The 17,443-nt window shown below is 40.7% G+C and carries 19 protein-coding genes; 14 read left to right on the forward strand and 5 right to left on the reverse strand.

The features are described 5' to 3' along the window. Positions 1 to 250 precede the first annotated feature (250 nt). A complete protein-coding gene (locus NYE23_RS09400) occupies positions 251 to 739 on the forward strand; it encodes a hypothetical protein (RefSeq protein WP_341077351.1) in 489 nt (162 codons plus the stop codon). A 47-nt stretch (positions 740 to 786) separates the two neighbouring features. Here NYE23_RS09400 and NYE23_RS09405 read toward each other — a convergent pair whose 3' ends face one another. Both NYE23_RS09405 and NYE23_RS09410 read right to left on the reverse strand, forming a co-directional pair. After that, a complete protein-coding gene (locus NYE23_RS09405; RefSeq protein WP_341077353.1) occupies positions 787 to 1,689 on the reverse strand; it encodes an aldo/keto reductase in 903 nt (300 codons plus the stop codon). 115 nt (positions 1,690 to 1,804) lie between these two features. Next, the gene (locus NYE23_RS09410; RefSeq protein WP_341077354.1) at positions 1,805 to 2,734 is read right to left on the reverse strand and encodes a 3'-5' exonuclease; all 930 of its coding nucleotides are present in this window, start codon (positions 2,732 to 2,734) and stop codon (positions 1,805 to 1,807) included. Positions 2,735 to 2,977: 243 nt separating this feature from the next. Here NYE23_RS09410 and NYE23_RS09415 point away from each other — a divergent pair, with 243 nt between their 5' ends. From NYE23_RS09415 to NYE23_RS09430, 4 genes are all read left to right on the forward strand, one after another. Beyond that, complete coding sequence (locus NYE23_RS09415; RefSeq protein ID WP_341080674.1) at positions 2,978 to 3,559, forward strand: TerD family protein; 582 nt, start codon at positions 2,978 to 2,980, stop codon at positions 3,557 to 3,559. Between the two features lie 114 nt (positions 3,560 to 3,673). Beyond that, positions 3,674 to 4,252, forward strand: a complete 579-nt coding sequence (locus NYE23_RS09420; protein ID WP_341077357.1) for a TerD family protein — start codon at positions 3,674 to 3,676, stop codon at positions 4,250 to 4,252. 146 nt (positions 4,253 to 4,398) lie between these two features. Further along, positions 4,399 to 5,085, forward strand: a complete 687-nt coding sequence (locus NYE23_RS09425; RefSeq protein ID WP_341077358.1) for a hypothetical protein — start codon at positions 4,399 to 4,401, stop codon at positions 5,083 to 5,085. 236 nt (positions 5,086 to 5,321) lie between these two features. Beyond that, positions 5,322 to 6,584, forward strand: a complete 1,263-nt coding sequence (locus tag NYE23_RS09430) for a glycoside hydrolase family 18 protein (RefSeq protein ID WP_341077359.1) — start codon at positions 5,322 to 5,324, stop codon at positions 6,582 to 6,584. Positions 6,585 to 6,591: 7 nt separating this feature from the next. On the opposite strand, the gene NYE23_RS09435 is transcribed toward NYE23_RS09430, so the two are convergent. After that, complete coding sequence (locus tag NYE23_RS09435; protein ID WP_169799772.1) at positions 6,592 to 6,765, reverse strand: hypothetical protein; 174 nt, start codon at positions 6,763 to 6,765, stop codon at positions 6,592 to 6,594. 167 nt (positions 6,766 to 6,932) lie between these two features. On the opposite strand from NYE23_RS09435, the gene NYE23_RS09440 reads away from it, so the two are divergent. From NYE23_RS09440 to NYE23_RS09455, 4 genes are all read left to right on the forward strand, one after another. Next, positions 6,933 to 9,170, forward strand: coding sequence for a DEAD/DEAH box helicase (locus NYE23_RS09440; RefSeq protein WP_341077360.1), 2,238 nt, complete (start codon positions 6,933 to 6,935; stop codon positions 9,168 to 9,170). Between the two features lie 266 nt (positions 9,171 to 9,436). Continuing rightward, a complete protein-coding gene (locus NYE23_RS09445) occupies positions 9,437 to 11,515 on the forward strand; it encodes a transglycosylase domain-containing protein (RefSeq protein WP_341077361.1) in 2,079 nt (692 codons plus the stop codon). Between the two features lie 174 nt (positions 11,516 to 11,689). Next, positions 11,690 to 11,884: a hypothetical protein gene (locus NYE23_RS09450; protein ID WP_048010032.1), complete on the forward strand. Its 195-nt coding sequence runs from the start codon at positions 11,690 to 11,692 to the stop codon at positions 11,882 to 11,884. 22 nt (positions 11,885 to 11,906) lie between these two features. After that, a complete protein-coding gene (locus NYE23_RS09455) occupies positions 11,907 to 12,431 on the forward strand; it encodes an HD domain-containing protein (protein ID WP_341077362.1) in 525 nt (174 codons plus the stop codon). Between the two features lie 331 nt (positions 12,432 to 12,762). Here the strand turns inward: NYE23_RS09455 and NYE23_RS09460 are convergent, their stop codons facing one another. Further along, the gene (locus tag NYE23_RS09460) at positions 12,763 to 13,419 is read right to left on the reverse strand and encodes an MtnX-like HAD-IB family phosphatase (protein WP_341077364.1); all 657 of its coding nucleotides are present in this window, start codon (positions 13,417 to 13,419) and stop codon (positions 12,763 to 12,765) included. Positions 13,420 to 13,583: 164 nt separating this feature from the next. On the opposite strand from NYE23_RS09460, the gene NYE23_RS09465 reads away from it, so the two are divergent. The 5 genes from NYE23_RS09465 (at position 13,584) to NYE23_RS09485 (ending at position 16,981) form a co-directional block, all read left to right on the forward strand. Continuing rightward, the gene (locus NYE23_RS09465) at positions 13,584 to 14,021 is read left to right on the forward strand and encodes a peptidylprolyl isomerase (protein WP_035330795.1); all 438 of its coding nucleotides are present in this window, start codon (positions 13,584 to 13,586) and stop codon (positions 14,019 to 14,021) included. A 100-nt stretch (positions 14,022 to 14,121) separates the two neighbouring features. Next, positions 14,122 to 14,634 carry a mismatch-specific DNA-glycosylase gene (locus NYE23_RS09470; protein WP_341077368.1) on the forward strand — a complete coding sequence of 171 codons (513 nt, stop codon included), beginning with the start codon at positions 14,122 to 14,124 and terminating at the stop codon, positions 14,632 to 14,634. Positions 14,635 to 14,825: 191 nt separating this feature from the next. Continuing rightward, a complete protein-coding gene (locus NYE23_RS09475) occupies positions 14,826 to 15,791 on the forward strand; it encodes a S8 family peptidase (protein ID WP_341077369.1) in 966 nt (321 codons plus the stop codon). Next, on the forward strand, positions 15,788 to 16,597 hold the full coding sequence (locus NYE23_RS09480; protein ID WP_341077371.1) for an endonuclease I family protein: 810 nt from the start codon (positions 15,788 to 15,790) through the stop codon (positions 16,595 to 16,597). Before NYE23_RS09475 ends, NYE23_RS09480 begins: the two co-directional genes overlap by 4 nt. Before the next feature lie 66 nt (positions 16,598 to 16,663). Next, on the forward strand, positions 16,664 to 16,981 hold the full coding sequence (locus NYE23_RS09485; RefSeq protein ID WP_341077372.1) for an MGMT family protein: 318 nt from the start codon (positions 16,664 to 16,666) through the stop codon (positions 16,979 to 16,981). Positions 16,982 to 17,030: 49 nt separating this feature from the next. On the opposite strand, the gene NYE23_RS09490 is transcribed toward NYE23_RS09485, so the two are convergent. Continuing rightward, on the reverse strand, positions 17,031 to 17,288 hold the full coding sequence (locus NYE23_RS09490; RefSeq protein WP_341077374.1) for a YpbS family protein: 258 nt from the start codon (positions 17,286 to 17,288) through the stop codon (positions 17,031 to 17,033). Between the last annotated feature and the right edge of the window lie 155 nt (positions 17,289 to 17,443).

Here is a 17,443-nt window from a genome sequence, read left to right on the forward strand (position 1 = left end):
TTGTTTGTTGAACCAATCGGGCCTTTACGGGCAGTAAGACTGCGATAAAAGCCTAAACATTTTTCTGTTAAGCGTAGCTTACTTGCTCTATTTATTAAAATTTCGCAAATCGTAATAAAAAGTGTTGCAAAAAATTCAAAAAATAGGTAAATTATTAATTGTCAGTTAATTGGCAAGGATGTCATCAATCTGACTACATAGGGAGTCAACCAAAACTACCTCTGAACAAAAAGAAGGAGAGGACAAAAGCATGAAGAAATTATCTTTCTTGCTTTCAGCAGCTGCACTGACACTAATGCTGGGAGCATGCTCAAACGAAGAAGCTTCTAAAGGGGAAGAAAAGGAAGAGACGGCAGCTGAAACGGCAGAGTCTGCTGATGAATCCAAAGAAGTGCGTTCGGCTCTGCTGAACTATCAGGGAGAAGTGACAAAAGTTATCCGTAACACAGATGCCAGCTTAACTGCTGAAGGTCAAGATCCGGCTGAAGCAGCTGCAGCATTCGAAAAGGATGCGAAAGCCGTGTCTGTACCGGAGGAATTAAAAGACTATACTAAGGATATTGAAGCTGCAGTTGATAGCTTATCCCAATACTATGCTAAAAAAGCCGAGCTTGTAAAAGCAGGATCTGAAGATATGGCGGAAGCAGAGCCATTTAAAGAGGAATATATCAATTCCATGACTAAAGTATTTGAAGAGGTGGAATTATCTCCTCCTGCTTTTAAAAGTGTTTTCCAATAATATGTAAAAAAAACAGCCCATTTTATGAAATGGGGCTGTTTTCTTTATTAAGGGACATCATGCCCCAGTGAAGTTTGATAAATCTCAAACCAATGGTCCCGGTTAAGTTTATAAGATAATGCACGGACAGCACGTTCAATTCTTTCGATCCTGCCAGAGCCGGTAATTGGCATGATTCGGGCAGGATGGTTTAAGAGCCATGCGAATAAAACCTCATCAATATCATTCGCCCCAATTTCTTCTGCGACTTTAAGCAATGCTGTTCTAAGACGCACCGGTTTTTCTTCGGTACTGCTGAAGACTTTTCCGCCGGCCAAGGGGGACCAGGCCATCGGGGCAATTCTTTTTTCCATGCACAGATTTAGTGTGCCATCCTCGAAATTCTCCAGATGAAAGGCAGACAGCTCAATTTGATTGGTAATCAGGTCCATTTCAAGGAAGGACTGAAGCATCGTGAACTGATGGCTTTTAAAATTCGAAACCCCAAAATGCCTAACCTTGCCCGAGGTCTTTAATGCTGAAAATGCATCAGCAACTTCTTCTGGATCCATAAAAGGATCAGGACGATGAATGAGCAGGGTATCTATGTAATCTGTTTTCAAATTTTGCAATGATTTCTCTACAGAAGCAATAATATGTTTTTTTCCGGTATTGTAATGATGTGTTTTATGCTCAGGCCGGTTTGGTGACTCAAGGACAATCCCGCATTTCGTAACAATTTCCATTTTTTCGCGGAGCTCCGGTTTTTTCTCCAGCGCCCTTCCAAACAGGCTTTCACATGTATAGCTTCCATAAATATCAGCGTGATCAAAAGTCGTTATGCCCAGCTCAAAACACTGTTCTATTAATGTGATTAACTCTTCATCTGACAATTTCCAGTCCGCCAGTCTCCAAAGTCCATGGACGATTCTCGAAAACGACAGATCTTCTGCCATATGCACTCTATCCAAACGTATCATCTCCCCGTTTTTAGTATAGTTATTATCTCTGAAAATCTTCAGAATACCAAGCTAAACGATTGCAAAACCACATAAAAAAAGAGGCAACTGTTATGTCACCTCCGTGTTATACACATATTTTCTGCAGCGGTTCAACCATTTGCTCATGCAGAATCATAATTCTTGATGTATACGAACAATGTTCCCTGTAAGCGGTTTGAAGTTCCTTATAAAAATTGATTAATTCTTCTACACCGGTAATCAATTCTTCGTCAAAAATGTCTGAACGGCTCAGCAGGATATTCTCATATTTCTCAACAAGCTTTTTAGTTTTTTTTATTAATTTCCAGGCATCTTTCATACGAAAGGCATCATTCAAATTGGCGTAGAATTCCACCAGGTCTTTTTGGAATACATGCTTAATTTCCTGACTGAGCCTTTCAACAGGAGGGAGTTCAGCTCCCTGAAAGATAAATTGCTGTACCATAATTAAATCGGTCTTTACCAAATGCTCTTCAAATGACTGATAAATCCGCAGTGTATTATAAGCGTCATACATGGGATGATGAGGTTCGCCGATAAAAGAAAGTTCATAAAAGGACAAAGCATTTTCAACAGAAGCTGCCGTACGGGAAGCTCTTTTTGTGAAAACAGCCTGAAAATCAACATATCTTTTAGTGATTTTTTCAATAGTAGCGTGGGGAAGATTATGCCTCAAAGCATCAGCTTTCAGTCTTAGGATATCACTGGACGACCAGGAGAAGAATCTGGCTTTTTTAACTCCGCCGACCCAAAAGAGAAAATCCTTAAACACCTCAGGAAAGTAATCGGCTTTCTCTAAATCAGAGTCAGATATCCCAGTCAATTCTTTGCAGAAAGTACTTAATGGTGAGTTCTGCTGCGGACGGATGAACCTGTCAAATCCAGTGACCCTGCCTGATTCAACATCCACTTTTACCGCACCAAGACGAATGGCCTCCATATCTTCAAACAGCATGCCATTTTTGCTGCATAGCATTTCAAAATCAAAGAAAATCAGCTGCTTTAGTTCAGCCATACGCGATCATCCTTTTTGTACCCAGCTGCCCAACAAGACATTATAAAGAATAACGGGTAAAAAAGGAAGGAACAGAATTATCCATTAAACAGTTGAGATATTATAGAACTTTTTTCAAAGCTCAAATAGCAAATCGGTTTACGATTTCTATTGAAACGTTTACACTAAAGGTGTACATAGTTGACAGACTCGAATTTCAGCGATGCTGTTAAAAAAATTTTAAACCTGAAAGGATGGATGAACGTGGGTATTTCTTTATCGAAAGGGCAAAAAATTGATTTAACTAAAACGAATCCCGGATTGTCTAATGTAATAGTAGGACTTGGCTGGGATACAAATAAATATGATGGCGGATTGGATTTTGACCTTGATGCCAGTGTTTTCTTATTGGATGCCAATGGCAAATGTGCATCAGATATAGATTTTATTTTCTACAACCAGCTTGAAGGCGGCAATGGCTCAGTCGTACATACAGGAGATAACAGAACAGGTGAGGGAGATGGCGATGACGAGCAAGTCAAAGTTAATCTTAGCGCTGTACCTGCCTCCATTGAGAAAATTTCTTTCGTTATTACCATCCATGATGGCGAAGGACGCGGCCAAAATTTTGGACAGGTTTCCAATGCATTTGTACGAATCGTCAATGAAGAAACAAATGAAGAATTAATCCGTTATGATCTGGGTGAAGATTTTTCTATTGAAACTGCCATTGTTGTAGGTGAATTATACCGTCATAATGGAGAATGGAAATTCTCTGCTGTCGGTTCAGGCTACCAGGGCGGACTTGCCCGCATTGCAACCGACTTCGGTTTACAGGTAGGTTAAGTTCTATTTTAGCCAGGCAGAGCAGCAGCTTTTCCTGGCTTTCTCTTTAGGAAGAACCAATATACAGGTGATCTGTCAAAAAAAACGGAATTGTGTTATGAAGGAGTGAGTATCTTGGGTATTCAATTATCAAAAGGTCAAAGAATTGATCTGACTAAAACGAATCCCGGTCTGACTAAAGCCATAATCGGTCTGGGCTGGGACACAAACAAATATAACGGCGGACATGATTTCGACCTTGACGCATCAGCATTTCTGGCTGATGAAAACAGCAAATGTGCAAATGATCATGATTTTATTTTCTACAATAATCTTCAGCATCCAAGCGGGGCAGTTATTCACACAGGAGACAACCGTACAGGTGAAGGGGATGGTGATGATGAGCAGCTTGTTGTTGATTTTACTAAAATACCTTCACACGTCCATCGCATTGGCATAACGGTTACGATTCATGATGCAGAATTAAGACAGCAAAATTTCGGCCAGGTTTCCAATGCATTCGTAAGATTAGTGGATGAATCCAATAACCAGGAACTGCTTCGCTTTGATCTTGGAGAAGATTTCTCAATTGAAACAGCAGTTGTTTTCTGTGAGTTATACCGGCATGGAAGCGACTGGAAATTCAATGCCATTGGCAGCGGATTCTCAGGTGGTTTGGCAGCTCTTTGCCGGAACTACGGACTGCAGGTTTAATATTTGTCTCAGGCACCCGACTCGTATCGGATGCCTTTTTTGGTGACATCCCGCGGCCAATTCTATTGGCTATTAATCCCATACTTGAAAATAAGGCAAGTGGGAACAATAGATTTGAGAAAAACCTTGAGAGGAAGGGATGCAATATGTCACTAGAATGGTTTGACAGGGTAAGCGGTGAGTTGCAGGACCATCTTGAATCCATTTGCAGCAAATATGATCAGATTGGCCATATGTCGGTTGACCGGGGTGCCAAGCATCCCAGGATGGAATTTTTTATTGAAACCGATGATAATGACAGAGAGTACTTTTGCACACTTTTCTTTGATCCGCATAATGAAGAATTCTATGTAGAAGACTTTGACTTCGAACTTGGCCATACCTCTAAAACAATGCTTTTTGATATTGAAGACATCATCGATACCGTCCACGAAAGCCTTCATGACTACATGAATAGCACGGATGATGATGAATTCGACTTTGAAGATAATGAAAAAATTTATGCACCAGAAGACGAAGATTTCATTATCGCCGATGAATATGACTTCGGCGGCGAAGGAGATATCTTTGAAGAAGTAGATGTAGAGTGGGAAACTCCTGAAGTGACCGCCTTTTTCAAGGAAGATGAAGTGGAGGTCTCCTATCAGTTTGGAGTGGTCCAGGAAACAGGTGATGGCGTTCTGCGCAGGGTTAATCGCATTTGGACAGATGACGAGGAAATGATCAAAGATGAAGATCACTTTATCTTCAGTAAAGAAGAGGCGAGCACGATCATTGCTATGATTGCCAGCCACATGGATTCACTGGGCGGGCATGAAGCAGATTATGTGTAATTTATAGAAGCATCAGAAAGTGGCTGTCAAGAATTCTTGAAGCCACTTGTTTTTTTGTGAGTGACGCGCTTGGCAAAGCATCAAAAACACCCTGTCCATCCATCAGCAGCACCGAAACAATCCCCCGTTCACCCGATTTAAAAAACGTTTTGATAATGCCTAATTTCTCAGTTGGTACTATTCAGGCTTGCCACACCCATAAACTAACTTAAAAGCAAGTGGAAAAGTGGTGCTTTATGGGAATTCACATCGTTAAGGCAGGCGATAGTCTTTGGAGCATTTCTCAAAAGTTTAATATTCCTATCCTGACTATAATAACGGCAAATGGCCTTGAAAATGGACCTGGCATTATCCCTGGCTTAGCTCTGTATATTCCGGAAAATGGACCGTTTATCAGGGCTTATCAAGTAAAGCAGGGAGATACACTATGGACCATTTCCCGGCGTTTTCAGACATCAATTAGTAACATTCTGTCAGCAAACCCGGGGATCAGGCCAGAAGGGCTGTTTATCGGTCAGAAATTAAACATCCCATCAGCACGCAAATTAGTTATGAGGACGCTGGGTTTCATAGTCCCGTATTCTCCTGAAACATTGTTACCCGCATTCAGGGAAACAGCAAGGCATTTAACCTACATTGCCATTTCCTCTTACTCGCTGACAAACGAAGGGTATGCCTATATAGAGCTTGATGATACAGCCATACTGGCAGAAAGCAGACGTTTGAATGTCATTCCGCTGCTGATGATCCGAAATCTTGCCGAAGGGGATTTTAATGCTGAATTAATTGGAGGGGTACTTGAAAGGCCAGTTTATAGAAGGAACTTAATCTTAAGCCTGATGAATTTTGTCACCCAAAAAGGGTATGGAGGCATCAGTCTGGATTTTGAATTTATCCCGCCGCAAAGGCGCCAAGATTTCAATTCATTCATTAAAGAATTAAAAAATGCCTTAGGGCCAAAAGTTCTTCATGTTAATGTACATGCTAAGACTGAAGATATCCCAACAAACCGGATAATAGGGGCATATGATTATAAAGCCATTGGAGAGGGAGCAGATATTGTTGCAGTCATGACCATGGATTACGGTTATCCCACAGGTCCTCCCAATCCCATCGCTCCACTATGGTGGGTCGAAGAGGTAATTAAATATTCAACCACCCAGATTGATCCGAAAAAACTGCAAATCGCCTTGCCTTTATATGGCTATGACTGGAGAACAGCGGATAATCGAACCCGCTCATTATCCATGCAAGCCATTCAAAATTTGGCATTAAGCAGAGGAGCAATAATTCAATACGATGGGTATGCAGCATCCCCATGGTTCAGGTACTGGAATGGAGCAGAAGAACATGTGGTCTGGTTCGAAGATATCCGGAGCATAACTGAAAAATATAAATTAATTGACCAGTATAATCTATTAGGGATGACATACTGGCAATTGAGCTTGCGTTTTCCGCAAAACTGGGCATTTGTGGAGAGAAATTTTACAATTCTATAGCCTATTTCTAAAGTATTTCCTTCATTTCCTCTTCGAAATAAAACATTTTCGGATTTTCTTTAATTGTATATGTGTATTTCTTCATTTTCGCCACATAGCATGTTTTGTTGATTGTCACTTTTTCTCCTGTATCAACCAGAATCACAACATCATTTTGATCAAATTTATTTCTGCGCTTCATACTGATCCCTCTTTCGTTAATTCGATTAGGTGTTATTTATTCATTATCTCATACTTCGGGAGAATTAACCTTAGATATAATTAAACAATCATTTTTTGTTTTGCATATTGGCAGGTAAATGATATATTAGTCTAATTGAATATTTTAGTGAACAAAGGACGTTAAAAATGACATCAACACTTGGACTTTTAAGGGCTTGGCAAAAAGCCATCCAGGCAGAGATTTTGCATTTAAAGAAATACGGGAGCTCCCGCTGGTTAATACTTAATGGGCGTCTGCTTTCAAAATCAGATGCCTATATGTATTTTTTCGATACACCTTCAGCAATTAAAATACCAACTGGTTCATCCATAAAAATAGACTGGGGAAGTAAGAGGGTGGAAGGAAGAATCCTTTCTGCGGAAGGAAATAATGTCATTTTGGCATTAAAAGAGGATATTGGCAGCGATTTAACGGAGGCCTATTTGCTTCATGACCCATGGGAACTATTGGATCAGCTTTTTCAGCGCTTAGAGGACATAAAAGACAGCAAAAGAAAGAGGGCCAGAATAAAAAAATTGATGGATCCTTCCATGTCTCCCAAGCACCCTGCTGATAAAGTAAAGAGCAGTACCCATGAACTGATATTGCGTTCTAAATATAATCCAGTCACATATGTCTGGGGACCGCCAGGCACGGGAAAAACCTACACACTTGCACGTGTGGCCGCCAATAAATATTTTAAAGGGCAAAATGTTCTCATTCTGGCCCACTCCAATCAAGCAATAGATGTCCTTATGGCAGAGATTTCAGCCTTTGCATCAGGCAAAAGAACAATTGCTGATGGTGATCTGCTTCGTTACGGATCACAAATCGGTCCTGCATTAATCGGTCATCATTCATTGACAGCCGAATTTCTTTTAAATAAGCAGCATTCTAATCTCTCAGAGCAAAAAGCAGGTCTAATGGAGGACCGCCGCCTGCTTAAACAGGATTTAACACGATCGTTCAGCCAAAGAGATTCCGATCAGCTAATTGAAATAGAAAAGAAGCTGACCGGAGTGCTTGAAAAAATCAGGCAAAAGGAAATAGAGTTTGTAAAAAACGCTTCGATTATAGGAACAACACTCGCAAAAGCTGCAAGTGACCCGGCAATTTATGAGAAAAATTTTGATTTGGTCATCATCGATGAAGCCAGCATGGCTTATGTTCCACAGGCTGCCTTTGCGGCTTCGCTTGGAAGAAGGGTAATTATTTGCGGGGATTTTAAACAGCTTCCACCTATCGCTGCCTCAAAACATAAGCTTTCGGAAAAATGGCTGAGGGAAGATATCTTTCACCACTCAGGCGTGTCTGATGCAGTCAAGGATGGACACTTGCATCCGCACCTTTTTCTTTTAAAAGAACAGCGCCGTATGCACCCGGACATATCCGCTTTTTCCAATAAACATATTTATCATTCACTTGTAGGTGACCACCCCGATGCATTGGCCGCCAGAGCTCCTATCGCAGCCTGCACACCTTTCCCCGGGAATGCCTCAATCCTGATCAATACAAATGGATCAGGTGACTATGGAATAAAAGATGGCAGCTCAAATTCAAGAATCAATCTTTGGAATCTATTGCTTGGATTTCAGCTGATACATGAAGCTTACACAGGAGGAAGCCGGTCGATAGGGTATGTCACTCCTTATCGCGCACAGGCATTATTAATGGAACAGCTTCTCTGCGAGATATATGAAGAAGAAAGAGCTTCCGCTGATATTATTGCTGCGACAGTTCACCGTTTTCAGGGAAGTGAACGGGATGTCATGGTTTTTGACTCTGCCGATGCCGCGCCCCATGACAGAGCCGGAATACTGCTGATTGGGAAAGATAGCGAAAGGCTATTGAATGTAGCTATTACAAGAACCAAGGGGAAATTCATTCATATTTGCGATTTGCAATTTATACAAAACAAAGTATTTAAGAACAAAACATGGCGGAAGCTGGCAGATCACCAAGCGCACAATGGACAGGCCATTCATCCTGATCAGATTGGCAGGTGGATTAAAAATCAGCATCCGCACCTTCAATGGATGCATGCAAGAAAATTAGAGAAAGTGTTTGAGGATATTTCTAAAGCGAAAAAGGAGATTATTATTTCCCTTCCTGATGGGCAGGGATTGGGGAAAGAGTGGGGACAGGCACTTTCCAACAGGCCTCCCAAAACAAAGCTGATCCTGCTGGCAGAGCATTCGGTCCCTTTTGTTTCTCCTGATGAGATATCGCCATTATGCCTCCCGTTCCCGTTCCTCTTAATTGACGGAAACATTTTGTGGCTGGGCATGCCGTCGGAGTCCCATAAAAACGCCTGGCCGCCATATGTAGCAGCCAGGCTCCGGTCAGCTGCTGCAGGCTCATATCTTACATCTTTAATAAAGTAAAAAAGACGCCCCAGAGAGGCGTCTTTTTCTACGTATTGCGGCGACACGACTGCACTCCACATAGTGCATTGCCAAGAATGGCGTGTCTGTCGTCTTATGCAATTAGCTCATCGCTTTATTAATATAGCATGATGTCAAATAGAAAACAAGCTTTTTTTTGCAGGCAGTCCCTTATGCTGAAGTTGAAACTTTTTATACAGTTTGTTCGTTTAATATATAATAAGGGGAAATAATAAGGGAACTTAAGAAATAGCGAAGGAGTCACCATGGAAAAATTTCATCGATTCAAAAAAGCTTTTGCAGCATTTTGGCGCAAAAAGCACCTGACACAAATTCTGCTGCTTTTATCACTAACTATATTACTTTTAACCATTCTCTTTTTTGCGTTTCTGGCAGCTACAGCTAACGTGGAGACTTTAAAAGAGGGATTAAGGCAGTCAACTGTTATTTACGATAAAGACGGTGATACTGCTGCAAGTCTTGCGGAAAATAGAGCAGAGGGTGCAAATATTGAAGAATTGCCTGAACATGTGGGCAATGCCGTTATCGCAATTGAAGATGAACGCTTTTATAAGCATAACGGCTTTGATATAAAAGGGATTGCCCGAGCCTTCTTTGGCAACTTATTTGCAGGGGGCATAACCGGCGGAGGAAGTACAATTACTCAGCAGCTCGCCAAAAATGCTTTACTTTCACCTGAACAGACCTACAAGCGAAAAGCTGAGGAATTATTCCTGGCAGTTGAAATCGAAAAAAATTATAAAAAAGATGAAATCCTGCAAATGTATTTAAATCAGGTTTACTTCGGAAGCGGCTCATGGGGAATTGAACAGGCATCCAATAAGTATTTCAGCAAAACACCAAAGCAATTGAGCATCAGCGAAAGTGCATTGCTTGCAGGATTGCTTCAATCACCTTCTGCTCTCGATCCATACAATCATTACGAACGGGCAATTAAAAGAAGGAATGTTGTCCTTGGAAAGATGAAAGAGCACAAGATGATTTCAACAGAAGAGTATGAGAACGCTGTAAATGAAAAAATCCAATTACAGGAAGGAACCCGAAGCAAGAAGGAAAGGAAATATCCTTACTATGTTGATGCCGTCCTTGATGAAGCAATAAATAAGTACGGATTAACACAGGAAGAGATATTTACCAGAGGTTATAAAATATACACAGAAATGGATCAAAATCTGCAATCAAGCCTGGAAAATGTTTATCAAAAAGACTCAATCTTCCCAGCTGGCATGAATGGAGAAATCGTACAGAGCGGTGCTGTCCTTCTTGATCCCGCTACAGGGGGAGTCAGAGGGCTGGTCGGCGGCAGAGGTGAACATGTTTTCAGAGGATTCAACAGGGCCACACATATCAAAGCTCAGCCCGGTTCAACACTAAAGCCTTTAGCCGTTTACACACCTGCCCTTGAAGAGGGATACTCACCAACATCGATGCTGAAGGATGAACCCGTAACATACGGAGATTACACACCGGCTAACGCTTCCGGACAATATGCAGGCGAAGTTTCCATGTATAAAGCTGTGGAAGACTCGATAAATGTCCCAGCCGTATGGCTGCTTAATGAAATTGGACTGGATAAAGGGCTGGATGCTCTCGAGAGGTTCGGAATCCCGCTCGAAAAAGAAGATGAATATCTAGGTATTGCCCTAGGCGGGATGAGAAAGGGAATTTCACCTTTAAAGCTAGCCGAAGCATATGCGGCATTCCCTAATGGCGGTAAGCGCAGCGATGCACATTTAATTACGAAAATCGTGGGTCCGACCGGAAGCGTCATTGCGGAGCGCGACAAAAAAACAGTTAAAGTTACAACGAAAACTGTATCTAACCAAATGACTTCCATGCTATTAAATGTAGTTGAAACCGGGACAGGGAGCGCTACAAAGATAGAAGGAGTTCAAATCGCCGGGAAAACGGGTTCAACCCAGCTCCCATATAAAGACATTAACGGAACAAAGGATCAATGGTTTGTAGGCTATACACCGAATTTGGTTGGTGCTGTCTGGCTGGGGTATGACCAGACTGACAGGGAACATTATTTGTCAAAAAGCAGTTCTGAAACAGCAGTCCCTGTCTTCAGATCGATAATGGAGTCAAGCCTGCCATACATGCAGGAAGGGGAATTTACTACTAAGTCGGTAAATGAAAAGCTCGAGAAAAAGGAATTAACAGAAGAAATTGGTCAAACTATTAAAGAACAGGCTGAAAAATTTGAAGGAAAACTGAGAGAGGATCTTCCAATCTGGAAGGAGAAATTGAGAGAAGGAAAGCAGGAACTTGAAGATTTCGGCCGATTCCTGAAAGACAAATGGGATCAATTCAGCAATTAGTGTAATAGAGAGAATGGCTTACAAAGCTGTTCTCTTTTTTTGCTTTATAAAACTTTATACTGGAATAATTCAGTAAAACAGTGTAATCTGAATATTTATAGCACCCACTAACAAAACGACAGCATTCGCTATCATATTGCTAGCTGTTAGATATTAATAGCCAGGAGGATTACAATGAGTGGAGAAACCCGTATTCAGCTAAATGTCCGCATCTCAAAAGAAACATCAAATAAGCTTGATGAAATTGTTGATTATTATCAGGAAAACACGAAACTCGGCAGGATTTATAAAGGCGATGTGTTAACAGATATTATTGAAAAATCATATGAAGTAATGAATAAGCAAAAAAATCTCAATAAGAAATTTTAATTTTTAACTGGAGGGGAATTACATGAGGGATGTTAAACTGACCGATATCTATCAGCATCGGATCGCACAAAAATATATATCACGCTCCGGCATCGCTCATGCTATTGCAGTTGCCTATCATGCATTCCAGATTGCCAAAGAATCGGAAGAAGATGTTGATTCAGCAGCCAAAGCAGGCTTTATGCATGACATTGGCCATTATACCTGGTACAAAAATGGAAAATGGGATTACGACCTATACAGGCAGAATGACATTCATGCCATTAAGGGTGCTGAGCGGGCACATAAACTGCTGATAAGACTTGGCGAGAACCCGATTAAAGCAAAAGAGATTGCTTTGGCTATCCTTTTTCACACGGATTCATTTCTGCCTGGCGGCGAAGTTGTCAGAACTCCGCTGCAATCCCTGGTCAAACTGGCAGATGAAAAAGATGAAGAACCCGGTGGAGCCCATCACTATCGCGAACTTGATTTTGAGCGGGCTATGAAAAGCCTTGAATTACTCGATAATAAGATTGATCAATATCTTGAAAAAAAAGAAGAATAACCTAAATATCTGTCATGTTATGCGCTTCCCCAGGAAATTCAGTTTTTATTTTTTGAAGGGAAGCGCATGTTTCATGAAGAATTATATTTCATGGCGATGATCAGATGATCAAATTATTATGTGCAGGGATGGTGTTGCGGCAGTGAGGGCAAGGACTCGAAGACAACAGTCATTAAATGTGGAAGAAATCAAATTTAGATTAACAACTGTATTTCTGCATCTATCATTTTATGCAATGATTATATTTATCTTAATCTTATTTTTGGAGTTATTTGGTTAACGTACATAGAAAAATCCCGGGTAAGTCCAGTTCCTTTCCCGGGATCCTGCTCTAGCATTTTGGCAAAATGCCTTTTTCAGTTAGAAACTCTTCCACTTCTGTAAATTCTTTTACGGGAACAAACCTTATGCCCTTTTCCCGAAGAAGGTCCTGAAGCCCATTTTTGGCAAAGGTGATATCCGCATGCTCTGCAGGGTGTGAATCCGGTTCACTGTCCCCCATAAAAAACACTGTTTCATATTCCTTCTGTAAGTCCTGAATGACCTTTGATTTATCAATGCCATATTGTTCATGATAATGCTGATGATTTTTATCAATATTCATATGGACATTCTTCTCATGGTAATATCCTTCATTCGAATATACCTTAACATTTTTAACTCCATACTTTTTTAAAATGTAATGGATATAATAGTCAGTGCCGGCACTTAAAATATAAAAATCTCCGCCATTCTGCTGAATCTTTTCAATAAAATCAGGAACATATTCATCTATTTCAATTGAATAAATATCGCTGATAATTTGTTCTTCATCCTGATTGATAGAAGTGAAGACTTTATTCAAGAAGTCGATATCCTTTATCTCTCCAGCCTTCCATTTTGGCATCAGCTTGCGACCTTCCGGAAAATATTTATCCATCATAATCAAATAAAAGTCTCTTTTTGAAATTGTTCCATCAAAGTCTGAAACAAAAGCCCATTTTTTCATTCTATAAACCTCCAATAAGACATTTCTGCATTTTATGGTGCTATGCTATCTTAACTTTACCCTTTGTTTTTTATGTTCAATCAGTGAAAAAACGTCTTTTGATTTTATTCCTGATGAGTTTAATGGTATTATTAATTTGATTTTTACATAAGGAGATGATTAGTATGGCAGAAAAAGGATATATATTAATGAAAAACGGTGAAAAGGTTGAATTCGAACTATATCCTGAAGCAGCACCAGGGACAGTTGAAAATTTCAAAAAGCTTGCTAATGAAGGCTTTTATAATGGCTTGAATTTCCATCGTGTAATTCCTGGGTTTGTAAGTCAAGGAGGCTGCCCGAACGGAACAGGCACTGGTGGTCCAGGGTACACAATCAAGTGTGAAACAGAAGGAAACCCTCATAAGCATGTAGAAGGATCTCTTTCTATGGCTCACGCAGGCCGCGATACAGGCGGAAGCCAGTTCTTTATCGTTCATGAGCCACAGCCTCACCTAAACGGTGTTCATACTGTATTTGGAAAAGTTACTTCCGGGATGGAAGCAGTTAAAGCAATGAGAAACGGCGATGTTATGGAGAAAGTTGAAATTCTTGAAGGATAATCAGTTCAGTAAAAAGAGCCTTAAGGGCTCTTTTTGTTTTGTTTACCTGACGTTTTAGGTAAAATGAACAATAGCTAGTCAAAATCGAAAGGATGGTTATATGGAGCCTATTAAAGACCATTTTAAAAAAAATCTTGATTTGCTTTTTGTCGGCTTCAATCCAAGCATTCGATCAGGAGAGACAGGCCACCATTTTGCAAACCCAAACAACCGCTTTTGGAAAATTCTTCATGAATCAGGCTTAACTCCCCGTAAATACGCCGCAGCGGAAGACTATAAACTATTGGAATTGGGTTATGGAATGACAAATATTGTTCCAAGGCCAACCAAAGCAGCCGATGAAATAACGAAGGAAGAATATAAAGAAGGAAGAGCAGAGCTGATGAAAAAAATAGCTGAACTCAAGCCAAAGGTTATTTGCTTTGTTGGAAAAGGCGTATACCAGGAATACAGCCGCAAAAAAAGGCTGCCATGGGGAATTCAGGAGGAATCAGTGGTTCCCGGCACTATCGACTTTGTTGCTCCTTCATCTTCCGGACTTGTCAGAATGAAAATAGATGAAATTATACAAATCTATACGGAGATTCCGGAGCTTTTAAAAACTCTGAGATAAACCCGTTTCATGAGTGCTTTGACACAAGAATAATGCCACTTTATAGTCCAAATATCACAAATTCTTCCTTTTTAAAATCACAATTCTATTAAATTTCGCTACCAACGGTACTGTTATTAAATATTCAGAATTGTTAAAATGTAGTTACAGCAAGAACCAGCTTCAATTTAATCTCTTAAGGAGGGAAAGAAATGGAGCAATATGTTCGTGTCATTCCTTATAAGGTGATTCAGCAGGAAGAGGATGTTAAGGAAGTTCCAAAGGGCGTGGAATTGATTCAGGCGCCAAAGGTTTGGAGCGAAACAAAAGGAAAAGGAATTAAAATTGCTGTTTTGGACACCGGCTGCGACATTAGCCATCCTGATCTGAAGGACCGTGTAACGGGCGGCCGGAACTTTACAGACGATGATAACAGCGATCCAAATAGCTTCAAGGACTATAATGGCCACGGAACACATGTGGCAGGGACTATTGCTGCGCATGAAAATGATGCGGGTGTTATTGGGGTAGCTCCTGAAGCAGAACTCCTTATTGTAAAGGTCTTAAATAAAAATGGTTCCGGACAATACGAATGGATTATCAAGGGCATCCATTATGCCATCGAGCAAAATGCAGATATCATCTCCATGTCGCTTGGCGGGCCAGCTGATGTTCCTGAACTGCATGATGCGATTAAAGCCGCTGTTAATAAGAATATCCTTGTAGTATGCGCAGCGGGAAATGAAGGGGATGGTGACGACTCAACCGACGAGTTTGCTTATCCAGGCTGCTATAATGAGGTGATTAGTGTTGGGGCTATTAACCTCGAAAGGGATTCTTCCGAGTTTACAAACTCTCATAATGAAATAGATTTAGTGGCGCCAGGGGAAGGAATATTATCCACCTTTCTGAACGGAAAGTATGCAACCCTCAGCGGTACTTCAATGGCTGCTCCACATGTTTCCGGAGCTCTGGCCCTGATCAAGGATTTTGCAAACAGGCAATTTGAAAGAAAGCTTTCAGAACCTGAACTTTTTGCCCAATTAATCAGAAGAACGGTTCCGCTTGGCAATTCTCCCAAACTTGAAGGAAACGGACTCGTTTATTTAACCGTTCCAGATCATTTAGCCGGAATCTTTGACCAGGAGTTCAAATCGACGGTTCTTAATGCCATATGATTAAAGTGACTAGTATAGCAGCGGCATGGGCAGAGGCTCAGTCAAAGCATATTGAAAGTGTACAAAATGAACCCTATTATAACGCTGAGGAAGATATCATAAATCAAGAGGATTACTATGGAACCCTTGATTTTGAGAAAGAGGATCTCCCGGAACAGGTTCATGATCTGCTGGTTCGTACTCATAGCCGGCAATTGGATTACTCACCTCACCGATATGTATATCCATGGGTGGATCTGCAGGAAAACCTCAAGCTTAAAAGTTTATATTCGGGGAAAGGCATTGATCCGCTTAAAGCCATTGACCAGGATCTCAAGCTCCTTCAGACGATTCAGGAAGGCGGATTCCACAGCAATGAAAGAGTTATATTTAATACCGAGCATGTAGTCCCGCAATCATGGTTTGAAGGAAGACAGCCAATGAAAGGGGATCTGCATCATCTTTTTGCCTGTGAGCCGGCATGCAATAGTATGAGAAGCAACTTCCCCTACTATGATTTTGAAGCCTATGTCCCGGAAATGGAGGCGGCGGGCGTCAGGAATGGCTGCGGAATGGCAGAACAGGAGAAGTTTGAACCGGAATACGGAAAGGGGATTGCAGCACGAGCTGTATTCTATTTTGCTGTCAGATATAAAAATGCACTTATACTTGACGGGGAGATGGATATGCAGATTTTGCTGAGATGGCATGAAGAAAATCCGGTGACTATATATGAAAAACATAGAAACGCTGCCATTCAAGCACTCCAGGGTAACCGAAACCCATTTATTGATTTTCCTGAGCTTGCTAAGAAAATGCTGGGATAATGAACAAACCCGTCTGAACTCAGGCGGGTTTGTTTTATAATAGAAAAGAAGGAGGAGTTATTACACGTGCAGCCATTTACAGAAAAAGTGTTAAAAATCATTAAAAACATCCCAAGAGGAAAAGTCATGACATACGGACAAATCGCAAGGCTGGCCGGGAGCCCCCGGGGAGCAAGACAGGTGGTCCGTATTCTTCATACCCAAAGTGAAAAGCATCAGCTTCCCTGGCATAGGGTTGTGAATGGGAAAGGGGAAATTGGGTTTAAAGACGGAGATTCGCATGACATTCAGAGAGAACTATTAGAAAATGAGGGGATTCACTTTAATATAAATAAAAGACTTGATTTGCAGGAATTTGCCCATGAATCATCACAGCCAATATAAAGAAGCGTGCATCCAATCGGAAGTCACGCTTCTTTATAATCATATGTACCTATTTTGTCTTTGATGCATATTCCTCAATCATCTCAATTGTTACATACTTTCTTGCAGGTATAATTCCCTGTTTAGAAAGTTCATTGATTTCAGCAGTTATTTCATTTATCTTATCCGCAGAAAATGGAAGTCCCCTCCTGCATAGATCCAATGCTTGTTCAATATAATACTCACGCTGCTGATCCAAGGCTGCAAACCTCGTGATTATCTTATTCTGCTTTCCCACATGTTCGGATATTGCTTTATGTACACTCATTCTTTCCACCCCTTATAAAATTCACCTGTTTTTATCATACCATTTTCTAATAGCTTTTTAAGAATAAATCTTCTAATTAGCATAATATTTATTTAGATTATAAATAGGGAATAATATCCAGTAATCATAACTTTTTTAGTTGAGAATAAATTAGT

This window comes from Cytobacillus sp. FSL H8-0458 (assembly GCF_038002165.1).
Classification (GTDB): Bacteria; Bacillota; Bacilli; order Bacillales; family Cytobacillaceae; genus Cytobacillus.